General features: G+C 56.5%; 16 protein-coding genes. 13 read left to right on the forward strand and 3 right to left on the reverse strand.

The window, feature by feature from the left end:
• Positions 1-27 precede the first annotated feature (27 nt).
• The 12 genes from grcA3 (at position 28) to ACKUUJ_RS03085 (ending at position 12,591) form a co-directional block, all read left to right on the forward strand.
• Entirely contained in the window at positions 28-279 is a 252-nt protein-coding gene (gene grcA3 / locus ACKUUJ_RS03030; protein WP_006234861.1) for an autonomous glycyl radical cofactor GrcA3, read from the forward strand.
• A gap of 301 nt (positions 280-580) precedes the next feature.
• Complete coding sequence (locus tag ACKUUJ_RS03035) at positions 581-1,591, forward strand: LacI family DNA-binding transcriptional regulator (protein ID WP_229090598.1); 1,011 nt, start codon at positions 581-583, stop codon at positions 1,589-1,591.
• Positions 1,592-1,774: 183 nt separating this feature from the next.
• On the forward strand, positions 1,775-3,157 hold the full coding sequence (locus ACKUUJ_RS03040; RefSeq protein WP_409064619.1) for a family 43 glycosylhydrolase: 1,383 nt from the start codon (positions 1,775-1,777) through the stop codon (positions 3,155-3,157).
• Positions 3,158-3,202: 45 nt separating this feature from the next.
• Positions 3,203-4,654, forward strand: a complete 1,452-nt coding sequence (locus ACKUUJ_RS03045; protein ID WP_409064620.1) for a PTS transporter subunit EIIC — start codon at positions 3,203-3,205, stop codon at positions 4,652-4,654.
• A gap of 101 nt (positions 4,655-4,755) precedes the next feature.
• Positions 4,756-6,198, forward strand: coding sequence for a glycoside hydrolase family 32 protein (locus ACKUUJ_RS03050; protein WP_409064621.1), 1,443 nt, complete (start codon positions 4,756-4,758; stop codon positions 6,196-6,198).
• Positions 6,199-6,474: 276 nt separating this feature from the next.
• Positions 6,475-7,329 carry a DegV family protein gene (locus ACKUUJ_RS03055; protein ID WP_409064622.1) on the forward strand — a complete coding sequence of 285 codons (855 nt, stop codon included), beginning with the start codon at positions 6,475-6,477 and terminating at the stop codon, positions 7,327-7,329.
• A 187-nt stretch (positions 7,330-7,516) separates the two neighbouring features.
• Positions 7,517-8,335 (forward strand): pyruvate formate-lyase-activating protein, encoded by an 819-nt coding sequence (gene pflA, locus ACKUUJ_RS03060; protein ID WP_409064623.1) that lies wholly within the window; start codon positions 7,517-7,519, stop codon positions 8,333-8,335.
• Between the two features lie 264 nt (positions 8,336-8,599).
• Positions 8,600-9,697: a serine hydrolase gene (locus ACKUUJ_RS03065; protein ID WP_409064624.1), complete on the forward strand. Its 1,098-nt coding sequence runs from the start codon at positions 8,600-8,602 to the stop codon at positions 9,695-9,697.
• 78 nt (positions 9,698-9,775) lie between these two features.
• Positions 9,776-10,516 (forward strand): 5'-methylthioadenosine/S-adenosylhomocysteine nucleosidase, encoded by a 741-nt coding sequence (mtnN, locus tag ACKUUJ_RS03070; protein ID WP_409064625.1) that lies wholly within the window; start codon positions 9,776-9,778, stop codon positions 10,514-10,516.
• 40 nt (positions 10,517-10,556) lie between these two features.
• Positions 10,557-11,147: a ribosome biogenesis GTP-binding protein YihA/YsxC gene (gene yihA, locus ACKUUJ_RS03075; protein WP_006234871.1), complete on the forward strand. Its 591-nt coding sequence runs from the start codon at positions 10,557-10,559 to the stop codon at positions 11,145-11,147.
• Between the two features lie 96 nt (positions 11,148-11,243).
• A complete protein-coding gene (locus ACKUUJ_RS03080) occupies positions 11,244-11,927 on the forward strand; it encodes a DUF3990 domain-containing protein (protein WP_250787811.1) in 684 nt (227 codons plus the stop codon).
• 31 nt (positions 11,928-11,958) lie between these two features.
• Positions 11,959-12,591 carry a helix-turn-helix transcriptional regulator gene (locus ACKUUJ_RS03085; protein WP_409064626.1) on the forward strand — a complete coding sequence of 211 codons (633 nt, stop codon included), beginning with the start codon at positions 11,959-11,961 and terminating at the stop codon, positions 12,589-12,591.
• Between the two features lie 331 nt (positions 12,592-12,922).
• On the opposite strand, the gene ACKUUJ_RS03090 is transcribed toward ACKUUJ_RS03085, so the two are convergent.
• The 3 genes from ACKUUJ_RS03090 to thrC all read right to left on the reverse strand — a co-directional run bounded on the left by ACKUUJ_RS03090 (position 12,923) and on the right by thrC (position 16,435).
• Positions 12,923-13,453, reverse strand: a complete 531-nt coding sequence (locus ACKUUJ_RS03090) for a DUF5626 family protein (protein ID WP_195233986.1) — start codon at positions 13,451-13,453, stop codon at positions 12,923-12,925.
• A gap of 382 nt (positions 13,454-13,835) precedes the next feature.
• Positions 13,836-14,717 carry a homoserine kinase gene (gene thrB, locus ACKUUJ_RS03095; RefSeq protein WP_118081148.1) on the reverse strand — a complete coding sequence of 294 codons (882 nt, stop codon included), beginning with the start codon at positions 14,715-14,717 and terminating at the stop codon, positions 13,836-13,838.
• A 200-nt stretch (positions 14,718-14,917) separates the two neighbouring features.
• Positions 14,918-16,435, reverse strand: coding sequence for a threonine synthase (gene thrC / locus ACKUUJ_RS03100; protein WP_409064627.1), 1,518 nt, complete (start codon positions 16,433-16,435; stop codon positions 14,918-14,920).
• 103 nt (positions 16,436-16,538) lie between these two features.
• On the opposite strand from thrC, the gene ACKUUJ_RS03105 reads away from it, so the two are divergent.
• The gene (locus tag ACKUUJ_RS03105) at positions 16,539-17,927 is read left to right on the forward strand and encodes an aspartate kinase (RefSeq protein ID WP_409064628.1); all 1,389 of its coding nucleotides are present in this window, start codon (positions 16,539-16,541) and stop codon (positions 17,925-17,927) included.
• The last annotated feature ends 104 nt before the right edge of the window (positions 17,928-18,031 follow it).

The following is an 18,031-nucleotide window of genomic DNA, read 5'->3' on the forward strand; positions in this document are numbered from 1 at the left end:
GCGCCTATCGATCGAAGGAGACACATTATGAAGGTTTCTGAAGTTTCCGAGACTCAGGCCGATAACCTGGTCCACATGCTCGACGCTTACGCCGAGAAGGGTGGCCACCACCTGAACATCAACGTCTTCAACCGTGAGACGCTGCTCGACGCTCAGGCTCACCCCGAGAAGTACCCGCAGCTGACCATCCGCGTTTCCGGCTATGCCGTGAACTTCCACACGCTCACCAAGGAGCAGCAGGACGAGGTCATTGCGCGTACCTTCCACGACAAGTTCTAAAGGGACTCAACTCCCGCAGGATCGCCGGGCCGCTTTGGGTTACTTTCCAAAACGTCCTCGGACATGCAAAGGGCTCCGCTGCGCGCTTCGCGCGGCGGAGCCCTTTGCGTCCTGCGGAAATGTTTTGGAAAGTAACCCAAAGCGGCCCGGCGGAGGTCCTGTGAAGTCACCCTTTAGGCGGAACTCTCCTAATTATTTGGATGAGTCGTTTACTTACTTGTGCTGTTACCGTCTTCCCGCTGTTGTTGGGGTATGCTTTGTTCGTATGTAAACGTATGACATGTTGATGGGGGAGGGTGCTATGGCTCGCGAGAGTGCTCGTTCTAAAGATACGGCTAAGCCTGGCATCAAGGAAGTTGCAGCGGTGGCGGGGGTTTCGCCTACTACGGTATCTCGCGTGCTTAATAATCGCGGCTACATTAGCCAGGAAACCCGCGATAAAGTCCATGCGGCGATGGAGCGCATCAATTACACGCCCAACGATATCGCCCGTGCCATGCTCAACGGTCGCCTGAACCTTATCGGCATGATTGTTCCCTTTGTGAGCAGCCCGTTCCATGCTCAGGTTGTGCAGGCGGTCGAGCGCACGTTAGCGGAAAACGGCTTTAAGATGTTGCTGTGCAACAGCGCTAATCGACCCGATCTTGAGCGTTCCTATATTGACATGCTCCGCCGCAATATGGTCGACGGCGTCATCGTCAACTCCCTCAATATCGGTGCCGAGGCATATGCCGAGATGGGCTTGAGCCTGGTTGGCATCGACTGCGATCTTGGCGAGGGCTCTGTCCAGATTGCAAGTGACAGCTATGGCATTGGCGAGCTCGCCACGCGCCGTCTGATTGATGACGGCTGCAGGCGTATCCTGTGCCTGCGCAGCAATAGCCGCATGCGCATGCCTGCCAATAAGCGTACCGATGCCTACCTCGATGTTGTTGAGCAGGCCGGTTTGTCCGCGCTTGTCCGTGAGGTTGAGTTCGTTAAGCCCGACGACGAAAAGGGCGCGGTCGTTGCGAAGATCCTCGATGAGAACCCCGATATTGACGGCATCTTTGCGGGAGACGATACGATGGCGGCCATCTGTCTCAACGTGATGAAGCAGCGCGGCTTGAGCGCTCCAGACGATATTAAGGTCGTGGGCGCGGATGGTGCCCGTCGAACTATGACGTTTATGCCTGACTTAACAACCGTACGTCAAGATATCGATCGCATCGGAGAGCTCGCGGCGCAATCCATCATCGCTCTTATTAACGGCGATAATCCCGAATCGAATATCAAGCTTCCCGTTGAACTCATTGAGGGCAAAACCGCGTAGTTCATCCCGTGCCAAAAGAATTCCTCAAATGCCTCTGATGACCGTTCACCGGCATATGCCAACCGTTTGCCGACGACTGGAACTGCGAAAAGACGTATTGCTATGAAAACGTTTGACATATGAAAACGATTGACATATCTTGCCATTGTACCGAGTTAGTATGTCGTGGAAAGGGAGTCTCGGATGCACAAGGTGTATTACCAGCCTGAGGGAATTTGGGTAGGCGACATCATGCCGTACGGCGAGGACGGCACGTTCTATCTCTATCATCAGCGTGACACGCGTAACCCCGAACCTTTCGGAGAGCCGTTTGGCTGGGCACTCGCTACGACCAAGGATTTCGTCAACTACAAGGACTATGGGGAGAGCCTTGAGCGCGGCGGCGACGAGGAAGTCGACCAGTACATTTATGCCGGCACGGTGTTTAAGGTGGGCGACAAGTACCATGCGCTCTACACTGGTTGCAATCGCGATAAGGTCCGCGCACGTTTGATGAAGCAGGTTCTTCTTCACGCAACGAGCGACGACGCCGTCAAGTGGGAGAAGAACATCGCCGAGACGCTGCTTCCGCCCCAGGAGGGTTACGATGACCGCAACTGGCGCGATCCCTTTGTTCTTTGGGATGAGGAGAACGAAGAGTACATGCTCATCCTCGGCACGCGTGTGGGCGAGGACAAGCGTCTGATGACCGGTCGTCTGGTCAAGTTCACCTCCAAGGACCTGGATACCTGGGAGTTCCAGGGCGACTGGTGGAATCCGGGCCTGTACACCATGTTCGAGATGCCTGATCTCTTTAAGATGGGCGACTGGTGGTATCTGGTGTTCTCTGAGTACAGTGATGGCAACAAGACCCGTTACCGCATGTCTCGCTCTATCAACGGTCCTTGGATCACTCCTGCGGACGATTCCTTCGATGGCCGCGCGTACTATGCTGCACGTACCGCATTTGACGGCGAGCGCCGCGTTCTCTTTGGTTGGGTTCCTACGCGCGACGAGGGCGGCGACCCCAGCTCTTACCTGTGGGGTGGCACTTTTATGCCTCTCGAGATCGTTCAGCGTGCCGACGGAACGCTCGGCACCAAGCTTCCCGACAGCATGCTTGGCGCCTTTGGCGAGGCTAAGGCAGTCGAGGCCTTTGAGCTTTCGTGCGAGTCGGGCAAGGTCGAGCAGGTGCTCGCCGCGGATGCCGGTTCTACCTATATGCTCGACGCCGACATCGAGCTCGCCGGTGACGCTGCCGGCTTCTCGGTGAAGCTTGCCGAGGACGCCGAGTCCGGTCTTGCCTATGAGTTCCGCGCCAACCTGCGTGAGGGCAAACTCGAGTTTACGGCGGCCCCCCAGTATCCGTGGTTCCAGGTCAACAACATGGGCCTCGAGCGTCCGTTGTTCTTTAAGGGCGAGGGCACTCACCATGTGCGTCTGGTCGTCGACGACGACATCGCGACCATCTTTGTCGATGATGTTGCGCTCAACGCTCGCTTCTGCAACAAGCAGGGCCAGGGTGTGGCGCTGACGGTCACCGACGGTGCGCTCAAGTGCGCAAACGCAACGATCGCGTCTCTGTAGCGGCAACGAACCGTTTTATGATTTAGAAAAGGAATGGAGAGGAACATGGACTACAAGGCAGTGTCCCAGCAAGTCGTCGACAACGTCGGCGGACTGGAGAACATCGAGGGCGCCACGCATTGCGTGACCCGTCTGCGTCTGGTGCTCAAGGATACGAGCAAATACAACAAGGCCGAGCTCGAGAACATCGATGGCGTCAAGGGCGTGCTGTACAACAGCGGCCAGCTCATGATCATCTTCGGTACCGGTACCGTCAACAAGGTTTACGATGAGTTTATGGCTCTGACGGGCGTTAAGGAGATCAGTGCTTCCGAGGTCAAGGGCGCCGAGGCGGACAAGAAGGGCAAGTTCTTCTCGGTCCTCAAGGTATTCTCGGATATCTTTATCCCCATCATTCCTGCCTTCGTCGGCGCTGCAATCATCATCGGCCTTAAGTCGCTGATCGTTGCCAACGGCCTCTTTGGCATGGAAGGCAGCCTCGCCGATCACAGCGAGTTCCTCAAGAACCTCGCAAGCTTCTTTGCCATTATCGCCACCACGTTCGACTACCTGCCTGTCCTGGTTATGTACAGCGCGGTCAAGCGTTTTGGCGGTAACCCGATCCTGGGCATCCTCGTCGGTATCGTCATGGTTCACCCGAGCCTTATGAACCGCAACACGTTCGTTATGGACCCGACGGGTGCTGAGTACTGGAACTTTGGTCCGCTATCCATTCCCATGGTTGCTTTCCAGGGCGGCGTGTTCCCTGCAATCCTGACTGCCTGGTTTATGGCCAAGGTCGAAAAGATTGCCCAGAAGTACATCCCCGAGGTCGTTTCGTTCGTCTTTGTCCCGACCGTTACCCTGATTCTTGCTAACGTCGCCCTGTTCACCGTGTTCGGCCCGCTCGGCAACCTGATCGGCGACGTCCTCGGCGGCGTAATCGATATCCTGTACAACAGGATGGGCGTCTTTGGTGCCTTTGTCTTCGCCGCGTTCCTGCAGCCGCTTGTCGTTACCGGTACGCATCAGTTCATCCAGGGTATCGAGGCAAACCTCGTCGCCACGACTGGCTTCAACTACATCCAGGCCATCTGGTCGGTTTCCATTATCGCCCAGGGCGGCGGCGCCATCGGCATGTACCTCATTCATAAGAAGCATTCCAAAGAGCGCAACATCTGCATGTCGTCCTTTATCCCGACGCTGGTCGGAATCTCCGAGCCCGCTATCTTTGCTGCAAACATGCGCTATTCGATCATTCCGTTCATCTGCGCATGCATCGGTGCAGGCTGCGGCGGTGCCTTCGTGAAGTTCTTTGAGGTGCGCGCTATCGGTCAGGGTCTGACCGGTGTGCTTGGCCTGCTCATCGTTACGCCCGAGACGCTCGTGTGGTATGTGGCTGGCAATCTCATCGCCTTTATCGTGCCGATCGTCTTGATCTTTGCCTACAACAAGGCAAAGGGCGTTCCGACCACCGATGAAGAGGGCGCTGGCGCTGGCTTCGATGTCAGCTTCTAGTTGATCCTTTCAGCGTAACGTGCGGATAAGTCCATTTGAGGAAGGGCGTTCGGCTCATGTGAGTCGAGCGTCCTTCCCTATAGACGAGAAGGCCAATGGCGATGTTTAATCAAAAAAATAAGGTGACACGCGCGGACTATGAGCAGTGGCGCGCCGGACAGGATGAGACGGCGGCTCGCATCGCGTCCGACCCCGATAGGCTCCTGTTCCATGTGGAGCCTGAGCTTGGCTGGCTTAACGACCCCAACGGTTTGGTGCAGATTGGTGATACGTATCACATCTATCACCAATACGATCCGTTCGATGCTGCGCATGGCGGTCCAGTGCTTTGGAACCATCTGACGACAAAGGATTTTGTGACGTACGAGAATCACGGCCCCGTGCTGTTCCCCGATTCCGATTTGGATTCGAGTGGAGCGTATTCTGGTTCTGCCTTTGTACGTGATGGCAAGATTCACTACTTCTATACCGGCAACGTCAAGCATTTTGACCGCGATGATTACGACTACGTGTTGACGGGCCGTGAGCAAAACCAGATTCATATGGTTGCCGAGAATCCCGACGAATTGGGCGAGAAGCGCATAGCTGTTGGGCCGATCGATTACCCCGACGATATCGGTACGCACGTGCGCGACCCCAAAATCCTTGAACACGATGGTATCTACTACATGGTTCTCGGCGCTCGTACGAAAGACGACCGTGGCTGCGTGCTTGTCTATACCTCGAGCGATCTAGAGGACTGGAGCTATGCGACGCGCATTGAGCTAGGCGAGAAGTTTGGTTTTATGTGGGAGTGTCCTGATCTGTTTGAGCTCGATGGTGAGCTTATTCTCGTTTGCTGTCCGCAGGGTGTGCCTGCCGATGGTTGGCGTTACCGCAATCCACATCAGTGCGTGTGGTTCTCCATCGAGGCCGATTGGGAGGCGCCGAGCTTTAAAATCGTCAGGCAGGGCATGCCCCCGATGGTCGATGCCGGTTTTGATTTCTATGCTCCGCAGTCCTTTGAGGATGCTGCAGGCCGGCGTTTGATGATCGGATGGTCGGGTTGCCCCGACGCGACGGCAGAAAACCCGACGGTGGCGCGCGGGTGGCAGTGCGCGTTGACGGTGCCGCGAGAGCTGAGCATACGCGATGGTAAGCTCTGCCAGCAGCCGGCGTACGAGATTGAGAGGATGCGCGGCGGCTGCGTTCGTACTGTAGGCGGAGAGACCGTCGAGGAGCCGGGCCGCCTGTTTGATCTTGTGGTTTCCTGCGAGGGCGCCAAGATGGTCGAGCTCGAAATCCGCAAGGGTGTCTTTGTACGTTATGCGGACGGGATGCTTACCCTCGACATGGGTGACGAAGGCTATGGGCGCGACCAAAGGTCGATCGAGCTCAGCGAGCTTCGCGACCTGCGCGTGCTTTCGGACACTACGATGGTCGAGATTTTTGCAAATGGCGGCGAGGCGGCACTTACGAGCCGTACCTATTCGCCGGCGGTTCCGGCGATGGGGTTGCATGCCGAAGGTGCGGCGTCGATGGAGTTCTACCGCCTCGCGCATTAACCGTGCGTGGAGCACGATTGGACTTGCTGGGCGAAATGTGTTGCAGTTGCCGCAGCGAACTACCGTTTATCGCGTATAGCTACCGTTTGCGGAGTAAGTAACACCTATTAATAAACCGTGTAGAATCTCAGATAAGCACGGAGTTTTCCAGGGAGACGCTGTCCTTTGTTGTGTGCAAGGGGCGGCGTCTCTTTGGCGCTCTGCCGCCGTTGTGCAACAGTGCGGCGGCGCGTGCCATGTATTGAAAAGCCAATGTCGAGATGGGTCGTGATAATAATGGGCAAGTACGTAATCGTGGTTGAATCTGGTTCGGATGTGACGCCAGAGCTCTGCGAACGCTACGGCATCGTGCGCGTGCCTATGCATGTCACGATTGGTGACGAGACCGTCGAGGACGGCTCCATCGATCCGCTCGAGATTTACTCGCGCTGCAACGAGTTTGGCGTAATGCCCAAGACCAGTGGCTGCGCGCCTGCGGATTTTGCTCACGTGTATGACCGTATCCATGCCGAGCAGCCCGATGCGACCATTCTGCATCTTGCGTACTCCGAGGCCACGACCTGCTCGCATCAGTCCTCCAAGATTGCGGCCCAGGGGCGCGACTACGTGTTCTCCATGGACACGCGTTTTGTCTCGGTGGGCCAGTCGCTCGTTGTCGTCGAGACCGCTAAATACATCGAGGCTCACCCCGATGCCACCGTCGACGAGATCTTTGCATATACGAATTCCGTCATGGACCGTGTGCTGCTGGGCTTTGTTCCTACCGACCTAGCCTTCCTTAAGGCGGGCGGTCGTCTGTCCAACGTGGCATTCCTTGGCGCCCACCTGCTCAAGATTAAGCCCTGCATTGAGGTGACGGGCGGCAAGTTCGTGGCAACCAAGAAGTTCCGCGGCTCTATGCTCAAGTGCGCCCGCGCCTTTATTGACCACATGGTTGCGAAGGGCGAGATTGACTACTCGCACATTGGCCTGGCGTATTCGGTAGGCCTTTCCCAGGAGCTGCGCGACGACATGGAAGTCTATGCGCACGACCTGGGCTTTAAGGACATTACCTGGACTCAGGTCGGCGGCGTCATCTCGAGCCATTGCGGCCCGACCGCCTTCGGCGCGGTGCTCACGCTCAAGGCGTAAAGCCTGGCGTCTATCGATTTCTATTGCCACGGCGGCGGGCGGGTTGCGATAACCCTCCCGCCGCTCTTGCGTTGGGTCAAATAGAACAGCCCAATTGACCGCTAAACCATTTCACCATCATGCGTATGGGCTAGAATGGCTCTGGCATTTTAATTGGTTGCATCCAAGGAGAGGCAAGGTAGCGCGAATGGCAGAAATGACGCTTGAGGGTGTGGACGCTCGTCCCGAGGACTCTGCGTTTGCCCTTGGCCGCGTGCATTCAATCGAGACGATGGGAACGGTCGACGGACCCGGCATCCGCTTTGTGGTGTTTGTTCAGGGCTGTCCCATGCGCTGCGCGTATTGCCACAATCCCGATACCTGGTCGGTCAACGGCGGCACGATGGTGACCGTCGAGCACCTCATGGATGAGTTCCAGAGTAACCACGAGTTCTATCGCAGCGGCGGAATTACGGTTTCGGGCGGCGAGCCGCTTCTGCAGCCCGAGTTTTTGGCCGACCTGTTCCGTGCAATGCACAACAACCCCGATGGTCGTGTGCATACCTGCCTGGATAGCTGTGGCTACGCCTTCGACCCTCAGCATCCCGAGAAGTTCGATGCCGTGCTCAACGAGACCGACATGGTACTGCTCGATATTAAGCATGCCGACCCGGTCGAGCATAAAAAGCTGACCGGTTGTGATCCCGCACGCATCCTGGCGTTTGGCGATGAGCTTGCACGTCGCAATATCAAGGTCGTTATCCGCCACGTGGTTGTGCCGGGCATTACCGACACGGTGGAGGAGTGCGAGAAGCTCGGTCGCCTCATCGCTCCATGGCACAACGTGGTGGGCCTGGAAATGCTGCCGTATCACACGATGGGTGTCGTCAAGTACGAGCAACTGGGCATTCCCTATAAGCTTGAGGGCGTACCTCAGATGGATACCGCGCGCATGCCCGAGCTGCGCAATGCCGTTATGGCCGGTATGAAAAAGCGCCGTGCGGAGCTCAAAAACGCAATCGGATAGCCTGCCATTTTCGTTCCCCAAGGGCACTCATTGGGGACAGACTTAAATGAGTGCCCCTGGGCACCTAGTTGATTGCTAAAGAGCCCCGTCCTAAAAAGACTGCTCTCTGGGTTGCGGTGAGATGCGCAACAGAATCGTGCCATTTGGATAAATACGCTTGTGGTTTCTTTAAAGACACCTTAAACGCCGCTGAATATCTTTGGAAAGAATTGCCTGCTCGGTATCATGCTGCTCGTATATAAACGGTGGCAGTCAGGAGACCACGTGCGAAACATCGCATCGCGGGACGAGTATGTGCCGCAGCATGGCAGCAGATATAAGACGAAGGGCACGTCTTCGCGTGGCCTTGCCGGCGCTCGCATCCGCGTGAGGAAGATTGCCGCCATTGGGATGCTAACGACGGCGGTTATTATCCTCGGAATTACCGTTAAAACCTACGCCTCGGAGCGAACGGGGCGCCCAGATGCGTCAACGGTACAGCTGCAAAATGAGAAGGTTTCAAAGTCCAAAGCGTCGGCAGATCTCAAGACGAGACTTTCGAAGGCTGACTTCAACGATATCCCTTCAGGTGATACCGTGCAGACCTTCTCACTGGTTGATGACCAGATTTCCGCCCTGGAGGATGAGAGTCTTGCCTCGCTCCAGGATGCCCTGTGTCGGGCGCAGGAGCTGGGCGACGTGGGTGTAGTGTTCTACGACCTATCGAGCGGTAGGGGCGTGACGTATAACGCCGATGTCGAGGTGTATGGAGCGAGCAGCTACAAAGCGCTGTATGCGCTCTATATTTGCGAGACGTTGGTCGAATCGGGGCAGGTGTCGCTCGATGGGCCTTTAGCCACGTATGCTGGTTACAGCATGGGCTGGCAGACGGTGCGCGACCTTATCGAGAATGCCGTCGTCAACTCAGACAACGATTCGTTTATCGCGTTACGCGCGGCGTTTGACCATGATGGCTATGAGGATTGGATTGCCAATCTGGGCGTTGATGACGAAACGGCACTGAATCCGATGAGTGATTTTCCGACCTACTGCCCGCGCACTTCTGCGAGGTTATGGCGCGAGATGAGCGAGTATCTGAGCATGGATGCCGAGATTTCACAGTGGTTGTCGGGCCTTCTGGCATCAACATCGCGTTCGTTTATTCGCGATGGCATTGCGGACGAGCAGGTTTTGGTGCGCAACAAGGCAGGCTGGATTAGCGAGGATGGTTACTATTCGACATGCGATGCGGGCCTCATCGACATCGATGGCCGTACCTATGTCATGAGCGTCATGACATCGATGCCATGGAGTGACCGTTCGAGCGAGGTTACGGCCGCGATTGCAAAGGCTCTGTTTGATACGCGAGCTGCACTGGCTTAGCGTGTTCGTTTGGCGAGGTCAAACAAAATGCTGGTACCATACCTTGGTTGAGAATTTCGTATAGGTTTGGGGAATGGTATGGCTACCATCGCGATTATCGGTGCGCTCGAAAAAGAGATCATGCAGATTAAGAAAGAGTTGAGCGGCATTTGCGAGGCACGGGAGGCAGGCTTGACCGTTGTGAGCGGTGAGCTCGACGGCCTGACAGTTGTTGCCACAATTGCGGGCATGGGCACGGTGAACGCTGCCGCTGCAACACAGCACCTCATTAGCAAGTATGCTCCGCAAGCTGTTGTGTTTTCGGGCATTGCGGGCGGTTTGAACCCCAAGCTCCATATCGACGACGTGGTCATTGGCAAACGCCTGCGCTATCTGGATACCGATACCGCGCTTATCGCCGAGTCCGCACCGGGGCTCGAGGAGTTTGGCTCGACGCCCGCGTTGGTCGATATTGCCGTCGACGTGCTTGCTGAGCGTGGGTTTGTTGACGCTTCGACAAATGCAGTCGCTTCGAACGAGGGCACCAAGCAGTTCCTGGTCGGCACGATTGCCACGGGTAACCGCTTTGTGACGGGCGCCGCCATGCGCAACGACGCTATCGAGGCGACACATGCCGATTGTGTCGGCATGGAGGGCGCGGCAATTGCCCATGTCGCAACCAAAAATGGTGTCGATTGCCTGGTGTTGCGCGCTATCAGCGATAATTGTGACGAGGCGTACGATGCAATTTGCGACCGAGAGTTCGATCTGTTCGAGTACGCGCGTGTCGCAAGTGACATCACGCTCGATATCGTCCGCCGCATTGCCGCTGCGCAATAGTGCACCCCATTTTGTAAGAACCTACGACCAAGGAGTGTCCATGGCCGATTCCATTAACTACCAGCTTGCCAAGTTCGTTGCCAGCTATGGCAAGGTTTCGCAGATTCCCGAGTCCACTTGCCCCGAGGTGAGCTTCGTCGGCCGCTCCAACGTGGGCAAGTCGTCGATCATGAACAAGCTTTTTGGCCGCAAAAACCTCGTCAAGGTTTCGAGCACACCGGGCAAGACGAGCAACATCAACTTCTTTGAGGCTGACGACGTGCACTTCGTCGACCTGCCGGGTTATGGTTTCGCCCGTCGTTCCAAGGCCGAGCGTGACCGCTGGGCCGAGCTCATCGGCGACTTCTTCGACTCCGAGCGCAGCTTTAACCTGGTTGTATCGCTGGTGGACATTCGCCACGATCCCAGTAAGCTCGACCATGACATGATCGACTACCTGCAGGGCAACGAGTTCAACTTTATCGTCTGCCTCACCAAGGCCGACAAGCTCAGCCGCACTCAGCAGGCCCGCCAGGCAGCAGCCATCAAAAAGCAGCTCAACGTCCCGGCCGAGAACGTGATCATCACAAGCTCCCAAACCGGTACCGGCATCGACGAACTCAAAAAGCGCATCGCCGAGGCTTGCCTCTAATCGGGCCGCAACCCTTCAAAAGCTCCCACCTATATCACCCCAGTGATAGTTATTGGTAAACTATCACTGGGGTGATATTTTTGTTTGGAGGTCGATATGGAGCTTTGGCACGGGTCGGAGGTTGTTGTCGAGCATCCGTCGTTGGATAAATGCAGACAATTCAATGACTATGGGTGTGGGTTTTATTGCACGCCGCATGAGGAAATGGCAATGGAGTGGGCATGTCGGACCGAGTCCGATGGTATCGCGAATCGATATGAGCTCGATATGGATGGTCTTGCGGTCTTGGACTTGGAGTCCGGGGAGTTTTCAATTCTCAATTGGCTTGCGATTTTGGCTAACAATAGGGAGTTCAATGTTTCGACACCGCTGGCGCGCGAAGGACTTCGCTATCTGCTGGATAACTGCCTAATTGATATTTCTCCCTATGACGTAATTCGAGGTTATCGCGCCGACGATTCTTACTTTTCGTTTGCAAGACAGTTCGTTAACGGCATGATCTCGCTTAGGCAACTGCAACTCATTATGCGTTTGGGCGATTTGGGCATCCAATACGCTCTTATGAGTGAGCGTGCGTTTTCAGTAATCAGATTCCGCGAATGGAGGCAGGCGTTGGGATCTGAGTATTATCCCAAGCGCTTTAAGCGAGAACAGAACGCGCGGCGCAAGTACCTGGATACTGTGAATGGATTCGACTCTGAGGGTGTCTACATTAGGGATTTAATGACAGGGAGGGTTGATTTAGATGATCCAAGAGTTGACGAATTGTGGACCGAGTAGAACATATCCCATCTATTACCTCGAGGATGCAATGAACAACCTCGGCGACTGCTTTGATTATGCCGTTAACGATTATGGAGCCGAAGGATCGGAAGTTGCTGAACTCTTTTGCCTGAGCGGCGTAGCTCGCGAGTTCGAACGCGGCAACGCATGGGTCGTATCGGGAAAATCGGGCGTTGAGCTGTTCGCGCTTATCGCTGAAAGGTCCGGCTATCAGAGCGGGTTTATACCGGATCGCACCTATCGTTTTGAGAAGACGCCAGAGTATTGGACAGGCTGGATACTGGCATATCTGCAGTGGCGTTTAGGGGAGTCTTTCGAAGACCTGCTGCATGTCGTTCCGTTTGACGCACTGCGCAGTCTGTACTATCCCTGGCACGAAGCCTCGGAGGAACGCGTGGCTCGCCTCGTCTGCGATATGGCGAAAAAAGCGTCCAGGCAAACCAAACTTGCGTTAGCAAGAAAGAAGCTTAAGAAAACCCAACAAGATCTAGCATACGAATCGGGTGTGTCACTCCGCTCAATCCAAATGTACGAGCAGCGCCAGAGAAACATCAATGAAGCTTCGGTAACAAGCGTAAGAGCCATAGCAAAAGCCCTCCACTGCAACATCGAAGATCTCCTAGAGCCAGTCTTCGAATACAAAGAAACCAGCGCCGCCTAAACCAATATATTGCCAAGGTTTGTATCTAGTAAGCGCTCCTTACCAGCAAGAGTCCCTACCAATAGATAGCGGCTTAAAGGGCCGAAATCGTATGAATGGCATTGCGACTTCCAAATGGGTGACTGCTGCTTGAAAAGCTATAGAAATAGGGGCCGATTTAACGGCCCCAAGCATCGCATAAATGGCATATACGTTTTATCAACTATTTCTTGTTTTTAACCCATTTGCAGATACGCCAAATAAGCACTCCGACGAGAATCCAAACGAGAGCGATCATAATGTCTGAGCGTGCAGGAATTGGGATCATTGAACTTCCTCAATTGATGTGAGTCTAGTTTGCATAGGTGTGGAGCGTGCTGCCTTCCATGGTCGCTTGCAACACGGCGATACCGGACGTCATCCCCATCGATTCATAGTTGAGTCGATATGTCGCCTGTTTCGAGTTCCATATAAAGGACTCGTTAGTTACCGTACAGCCGATAGTCGTATAGTTTTGTCCCCAAGCGCTGGTAATGAGCGAGTTCGCTATCTTGATCTTGAATTCGCGATAAATAAAAGGACTGTTGTAATAGATAGTCCAAGTTCCAGATGCGTTGTTGTAGTAACTGTCCCATATCAGGCTGGGTTCATTGGTTTTTTTAATTCCTATTACTGCAACGGTCCCATCCTTAAGCTTGATTTGATGAGACTGCTCGGGACCTTTCGTTAAATCAAAATCTTGGGTTGCGCCAGAAATTGCGACAGCATCGCTTTCTGCAGCATAAGCAGTCGAAGGGCTAAACGAGAAACATATCGGTAATATCAAAAGTATCGAGAGGAAAAACGAAGCTTTGAGTGTGCGTAACACTTTGACCACCTCCATACTGCGATGCCTAGTTAAATAGTAGCATAGATAAACAGTTTATTATGTAACCTAAAAAGCCCCTATCTGCCCGGCGCCCCTTCAAAGCGTGGGTCCCTGTAGACATCCTCAGCAAGGTAAACGCAGGGATGGTCGGGTTGTTCCCCTCAAAATTATTCCGCAGCGCGAAGGCCTCTCGTCTGTGGCTCCGTTGGAGCACAAGATTAAATCAGCGAATGCGATTATCCTGTCGAGGCTGCGCAGGTCCCCTTGGGGCTTCCCCTGAAAACAATCCGCAGATCGAATTGCCCCGTCGCGCGAAGCGCACGACGGGGCAATTCATGATCGAGGACGTTTTCAGGGGAAGCCCCAAGGGGACCGGTGAGAGCAATGAGGCAGGGCGCTACAGGTACTCGATTTGAGCGCCCTCGGTGTCGCACGTCAGAATATGCGTATCACACTTAGGGAACTGCTCGCGCAGCTTGACCTGCAGGAACTTTGCCACGATGGTGTCGTCGGTCACAGCCATAAGGGTCGAGCCCGATCCGCTGATCCAGATGGTCTTGGCGCCGCCGTTAAGGCAGGTGTCGCGCACGGCGTTGTAGTCGGGAATCAGACGGCGACGATAGGGTTCCTGGATGCGGTCGTCATTGGCGGCGGCAATCAGGTCGAGGTTGCCGGACTCAAGACCGCGCGTCATGCCGGCGATGCGGCCCATCTGCCATACGGCGGTGGAGAGCGGAACCTCCTGCGGCACGACCTTGCGCGCCTCGCTCGTATGCACCTCGTAGGGAGGAATCACGGTAATAAAACGCAGGCGATCGCTCACCTCGTAGCGCAGGCACTGGGGGAGCGAATCGGTCGGCGTAAAGGAGCAGACGGCGCCGCCCAGGATAGCGGGGGCGACGTTATCGGGATGGCCCTCGACCTCGGTGGCAATGCGGACGAGCTCGGCACGGTCGACGGTGTGGCCTGTCAGCGCGGCGGCGGCCATAATGCCGGCGACGACACAGGTGGAGCTGGAGCCCAGGCCGCGGGCGACGGGAACGTCAGTCTGAATGTCGATGGCGACGGGGAAGGCCGGCTCGCCCCATGCGGCCAGTGCATCGACAAAGCTAACGTAGACCAGGTTGTTCTCGTTTTGGAATTCCTCGGGGCAGCCCGTGATGGTGAGCTTGTCGGCGCGCTCGAAGGTGAAGTGCGAGTAGAGGCTGACGGCCATGCCGAGGGTGTCGTAGCCAATGCCTAGGTTCGCGCTGGTGGCGGGGACGGTGATTTTGATCATGGGAATCTCCTGGGCGGTCTGCCTGTTTAGTTCGCTGCTCGGGCAGTCCTGGCTCGCTCGGAAAGCACATTAAGTGCTTTCCGGCTCGTGCGGAACTCGCGACGAACTAAACAGGCAGACCCGCATGTCAGCTCGTCATTATCCCGGTGAGTATCTGATAAAAGAAGGTGCGCCGGCTTTCGCCGGCGCCTAGTAAGGGTTTAGTTGGTAGCCATCTTTTTTGCAGCCTGCTCTACGTAGTTGGCCATGTCGGCTACGTCGCAGACGTCTTCGAAGCGGACGGGCTTGGACTCGAGCTCGGCGAGCTGGACCGGGGCAACCGTGTTGGTTGCCTGCTCGAGCACGCGCATGGCCTCAAAGTCGTCCTCGGGAACGTCGAGGCCCAGGGCGCCGCAGCAGGCGCGCGGGAACTTGTAGGGGCTGGCGGTCGAAAGCAGCACGCGGGCCTTGGCGCCCTCGGCGGGAGCGACCTGCTCAAAGACGTGATAGCCGCAGGCGGTGTGCGGGTCGATCACGTAGCCGTTCGCGTCCCAGCAGCTCTTGATGGCAGTGCGTACCTCGTCCTCGCTGGCCCAACCGCAGCCAAAGACGCTCTGAATCTTTGCCAGCAGGTCGGCGGGAACTTCGTAGCGACCAGTCCGCGCCAGCTGCTCCATAAGGCCGGCAACGAGCTCACAGTCGCCATCGGACAGGAAGTAGAGCATGCGCTCCAGGTTAGAGCTGATGAGGATGTCCATCGAAGGCGAGATGGTCGTGAAGAACGGGCGGTTGCGGTCGTAGACGCCGGTGCTCAGGAAGTCAGCCAGCACGTTGTTCTTGTCGCTCGCGACGATGAGCTTGGCGACGGGCAGACCCATGCGCTTGGCATAGTAACCGGCCAGGATATCGCCAAAGTTGCCGGTCGGTACGCAGAACTCCACGGCATCGCCAGCCTTGATGGCGCCGGCGCGCAACAGCTGCGCATAGGCGGCAAAGTAGTAGACGACCTGCGGTACCAGACGGCCGACGTTGATGGAGTTGGCGCTCGAAAGCACCGTGCCTGCGGCCTCCAGACGCTCGGCAAGCTCCTTATCGGCAAAGATGCGCTTGACGGCGCTCTGGGCGTCGTCAAAGTTGCCGCGGATGCCGCAGACGGCGACGTTATCGCCCTCCTGAGTGGACATCTGCAGATTCTGTACGCGGCTGACTTTGCCCTCGGGATAAAAGACGGTGATGCCCGTGCCCGGGGCGTCGGCAAAGCCGGCGAGTGCTGCCTTGCCCGTGTCGCCCGACGTGGCGGTGACGATCATGATGCGCTCGGCGCCGCCGTCCTGGGCGGAGGTGCGGGCCATGAGGCGGGGGAGCATCTGCAGGGCGACGTCCTTGAAGGCGCTCGTGGGGCCGCCAAAGAGCTCCATCACATAGGTCTGAGGGGCGTCGGTGCCCGGTGCTGCGTCGAGCTTGACGAGAGGCGTGACCTCTTCACTCGCGAACGTGCCGCGGTATGCCTCGTCGACACACGCCGAAATTTCTTCGTCCGTGTAATCGTTCAGTAACATTCCCAACACATTTTGAGCGATTTCAAAGTACGATTTATCAGCAAGCGAGCTGATATCGACCTGCTGGGTGCCAAGCTCGTCCGAGACAAACAAACCCCCGTCGGGAGCGATGCCGGTACGGATTGCCACCTTACTTGAGCATGATAAAGTGCTTCCTCGTGTACTATGATAAGTTCCCATATAACAGTGCTCCTCGGATACCTTGGTCCCAATCGGTGAAACCATGGTATCAGAGCGCGCAAAACAGGTTTGCAGAGGCTTTTAGAAAGGTAACCTCCACGCCATGATTAAGATTGCCAAGTTTGGCGGCTCGTCGGTCGCCGACGCCGAACACTTCAAGAAGATCAAGGCCATCGTCGATGCCGACCCTGCCCGCCGTTTTGTGGTGGTTTCCGCCTGCGGTCGCCGCTTTAAGGGCGACACCAAGGTGACCGACCTGCTCTACCTGGTTAACGCGCACGTTAAGTATCACGTGTCGTGCGAGGAGCTGCTCGAGGACATCGGTCAGCGCTATTTTGATATCGCTGACGAGCTGGAGCTCACCTATCCCATCCGCGAGGAGTTCGCAGCCTTTGCCGAGCGCGCCCGCTCGGGCGGCTACTCCACCGAGGAGCTTGTGAGCCGCGGCGAGTACTTCACCGCTCGCCTGATGTCCGAGTACCTGGGCCTGCCGTTCCTGGACGCCGCGACGGTTGTGGCGTTCCATCACGATGGTACGCTCAGCATGAACCGCACCTCCGAGCTGGTGCAGGAGTACGGCCAGCAGGGTGGCTTTGTTATGCCCGGTTTCTACGGCGCGACGCGTGAGGGCCAGATCAAGCTGCTCGATCGAGGCGGTGGCGATATTTCGGGCTCGATTCTGGCCAAGTGCCTTGGCGCCGATCTGTACGAGAACTGGACCGACGTTTCGGGCTTCTATTCTGCCGATCCGCGTATTGTTCCCGAGGCTCAGCCCATTGCGCGCGTTACCTACGAGGAGCTGCGCGAGCTTTCGTACATGGGCGCAAGCGTCCTGCACGAGGAGGCCGTGTTCCCCGTGCGCGAGGCAGGCATTCCGCTGGTCATCAAGAACACCAATGCGCCGCAGGACCCCGGCACCATCATTAGCGAGACGGCTGACGAGGGCGAGGCGGAGCCCATCATTACCGGCGTGACCGGCAAACGCGGCTTTGTCGCCATCAATGTGGCCCGCGACCGCACCAAGCCCCGTGTCGGCTTTATGCGCCGCGCGCTTTCGGTCTTCGAGCGCTATGACGTTTCCGTTGAGCACATGCCCACCGGTGTCGACCGCTTTGGCGCCGTGGTGCAGGAGCAGGACGTTCACGATTCGCTGTACTCGCTTGTGAGCGACATTCAGCAGGAGGTCGAGCCGCTCGAGATCGAGGTTGTCGAGGGCTTGGCGCTCATCGCTACCGTCGGTCGTAACCTGCGCGGCCGCGCGGGTATCTCGGGCCACCTGTTTGGCATGCTTGGCCAGGCCGGCGTGAGCGTGCGCATGATTTCGCAGAGCTGCGACGAGATCAACATCATTATCGGTGTTGAGGAGAAAGACTTCGACCTGGCGATTCAGACCATTTACCGTGCCTTCTCCGACGAGAACGGCATTGTGAAGGTCTCCGACTTGGAGGCTCCCACGCCGGTCGATCCCACCCTGGCTGCGCTCGAAAAGTAGCGACTGCTCGGTAGATTTTTTGGTCATGTCTCAAAAATCTACGGCGGGGCGTTTCGTTTCGGTTTCGTTTCGACGGGGCGGGTTTCGTGTCCGCCCCGTTCTTG

The sequence above is a fragment of the Collinsella sp. wc0583 genome (assembly GCF_046116915.1).
Lineage (GTDB): Bacteria > Actinomycetota > Coriobacteriia > Coriobacteriales > Coriobacteriaceae > Collinsella.

Excerpts from the sequence above, each read along its gene's own strand:
- grcA3 (WP_006234861.1), top strand. The coding sequence starts at position 28 with ATGAAGGTTTCTGAAGTTTCCGAGACTCAGGCCGATAACCTGGTCCAC.
- ACKUUJ_RS03035 (WP_229090598.1), top strand. The coding sequence starts at position 581 with ATGGCTCGCGAGAGTGCTCGTTCTAAAGATACGGCTAAGCCTGGCATC.
- ACKUUJ_RS03040 (WP_409064619.1), top strand. The coding sequence starts at position 1,775 with ATGCACAAGGTGTATTACCAGCCTGAGGGAATTTGGGTAGGCGACATC.
- ACKUUJ_RS03045 (WP_409064620.1), top strand. The coding sequence starts at position 3,203 with ATGGACTACAAGGCAGTGTCCCAGCAAGTCGTCGACAACGTCGGCGGA.
- ACKUUJ_RS03050 (WP_409064621.1), top strand. The coding sequence starts at position 4,756 with ATGTTTAATCAAAAAAATAAGGTGACACGCGCGGACTATGAGCAGTGG.
- ACKUUJ_RS03055 (WP_409064622.1), top strand. The coding sequence starts at position 6,475 with ATGGGCAAGTACGTAATCGTGGTTGAATCTGGTTCGGATGTGACGCCA.
- pflA (WP_409064623.1), top strand. The coding sequence starts at position 7,517 with ATGGCAGAAATGACGCTTGAGGGTGTGGACGCTCGTCCCGAGGACTCT.
- mtnN (WP_409064625.1), top strand. The coding sequence starts at position 9,776 with ATGGCTACCATCGCGATTATCGGTGCGCTCGAAAAAGAGATCATGCAG.
- yihA (WP_006234871.1), top strand. The coding sequence starts at position 10,557 with ATGGCCGATTCCATTAACTACCAGCTTGCCAAGTTCGTTGCCAGCTAT.
- ACKUUJ_RS03080 (WP_250787811.1), top strand. The coding sequence starts at position 11,244 with ATGGAGCTTTGGCACGGGTCGGAGGTTGTTGTCGAGCATCCGTCGTTG.
- ACKUUJ_RS03085 (WP_409064626.1), top strand. The coding sequence starts at position 11,959 with ATGAACAACCTCGGCGACTGCTTTGATTATGCCGTTAACGATTATGGA.
- ACKUUJ_RS03090 (WP_195233986.1), bottom strand. The coding sequence starts at position 13,453 with ATGGAGGTGGTCAAAGTGTTACGCACACTCAAAGCTTCGTTTTTCCTC.
- thrB (WP_118081148.1), bottom strand. The coding sequence starts at position 14,717 with ATGATCAAAATCACCGTCCCCGCCACCAGCGCGAACCTAGGCATTGGC.
- thrC (WP_409064627.1), bottom strand. The coding sequence starts at position 16,435 with ATGGGAACTTATCATAGTACACGAGGAAGCACTTTATCATGCTCAAGT.
- ACKUUJ_RS03105 (WP_409064628.1), top strand. The coding sequence starts at position 16,539 with ATGATTAAGATTGCCAAGTTTGGCGGCTCGTCGGTCGCCGACGCCGAA.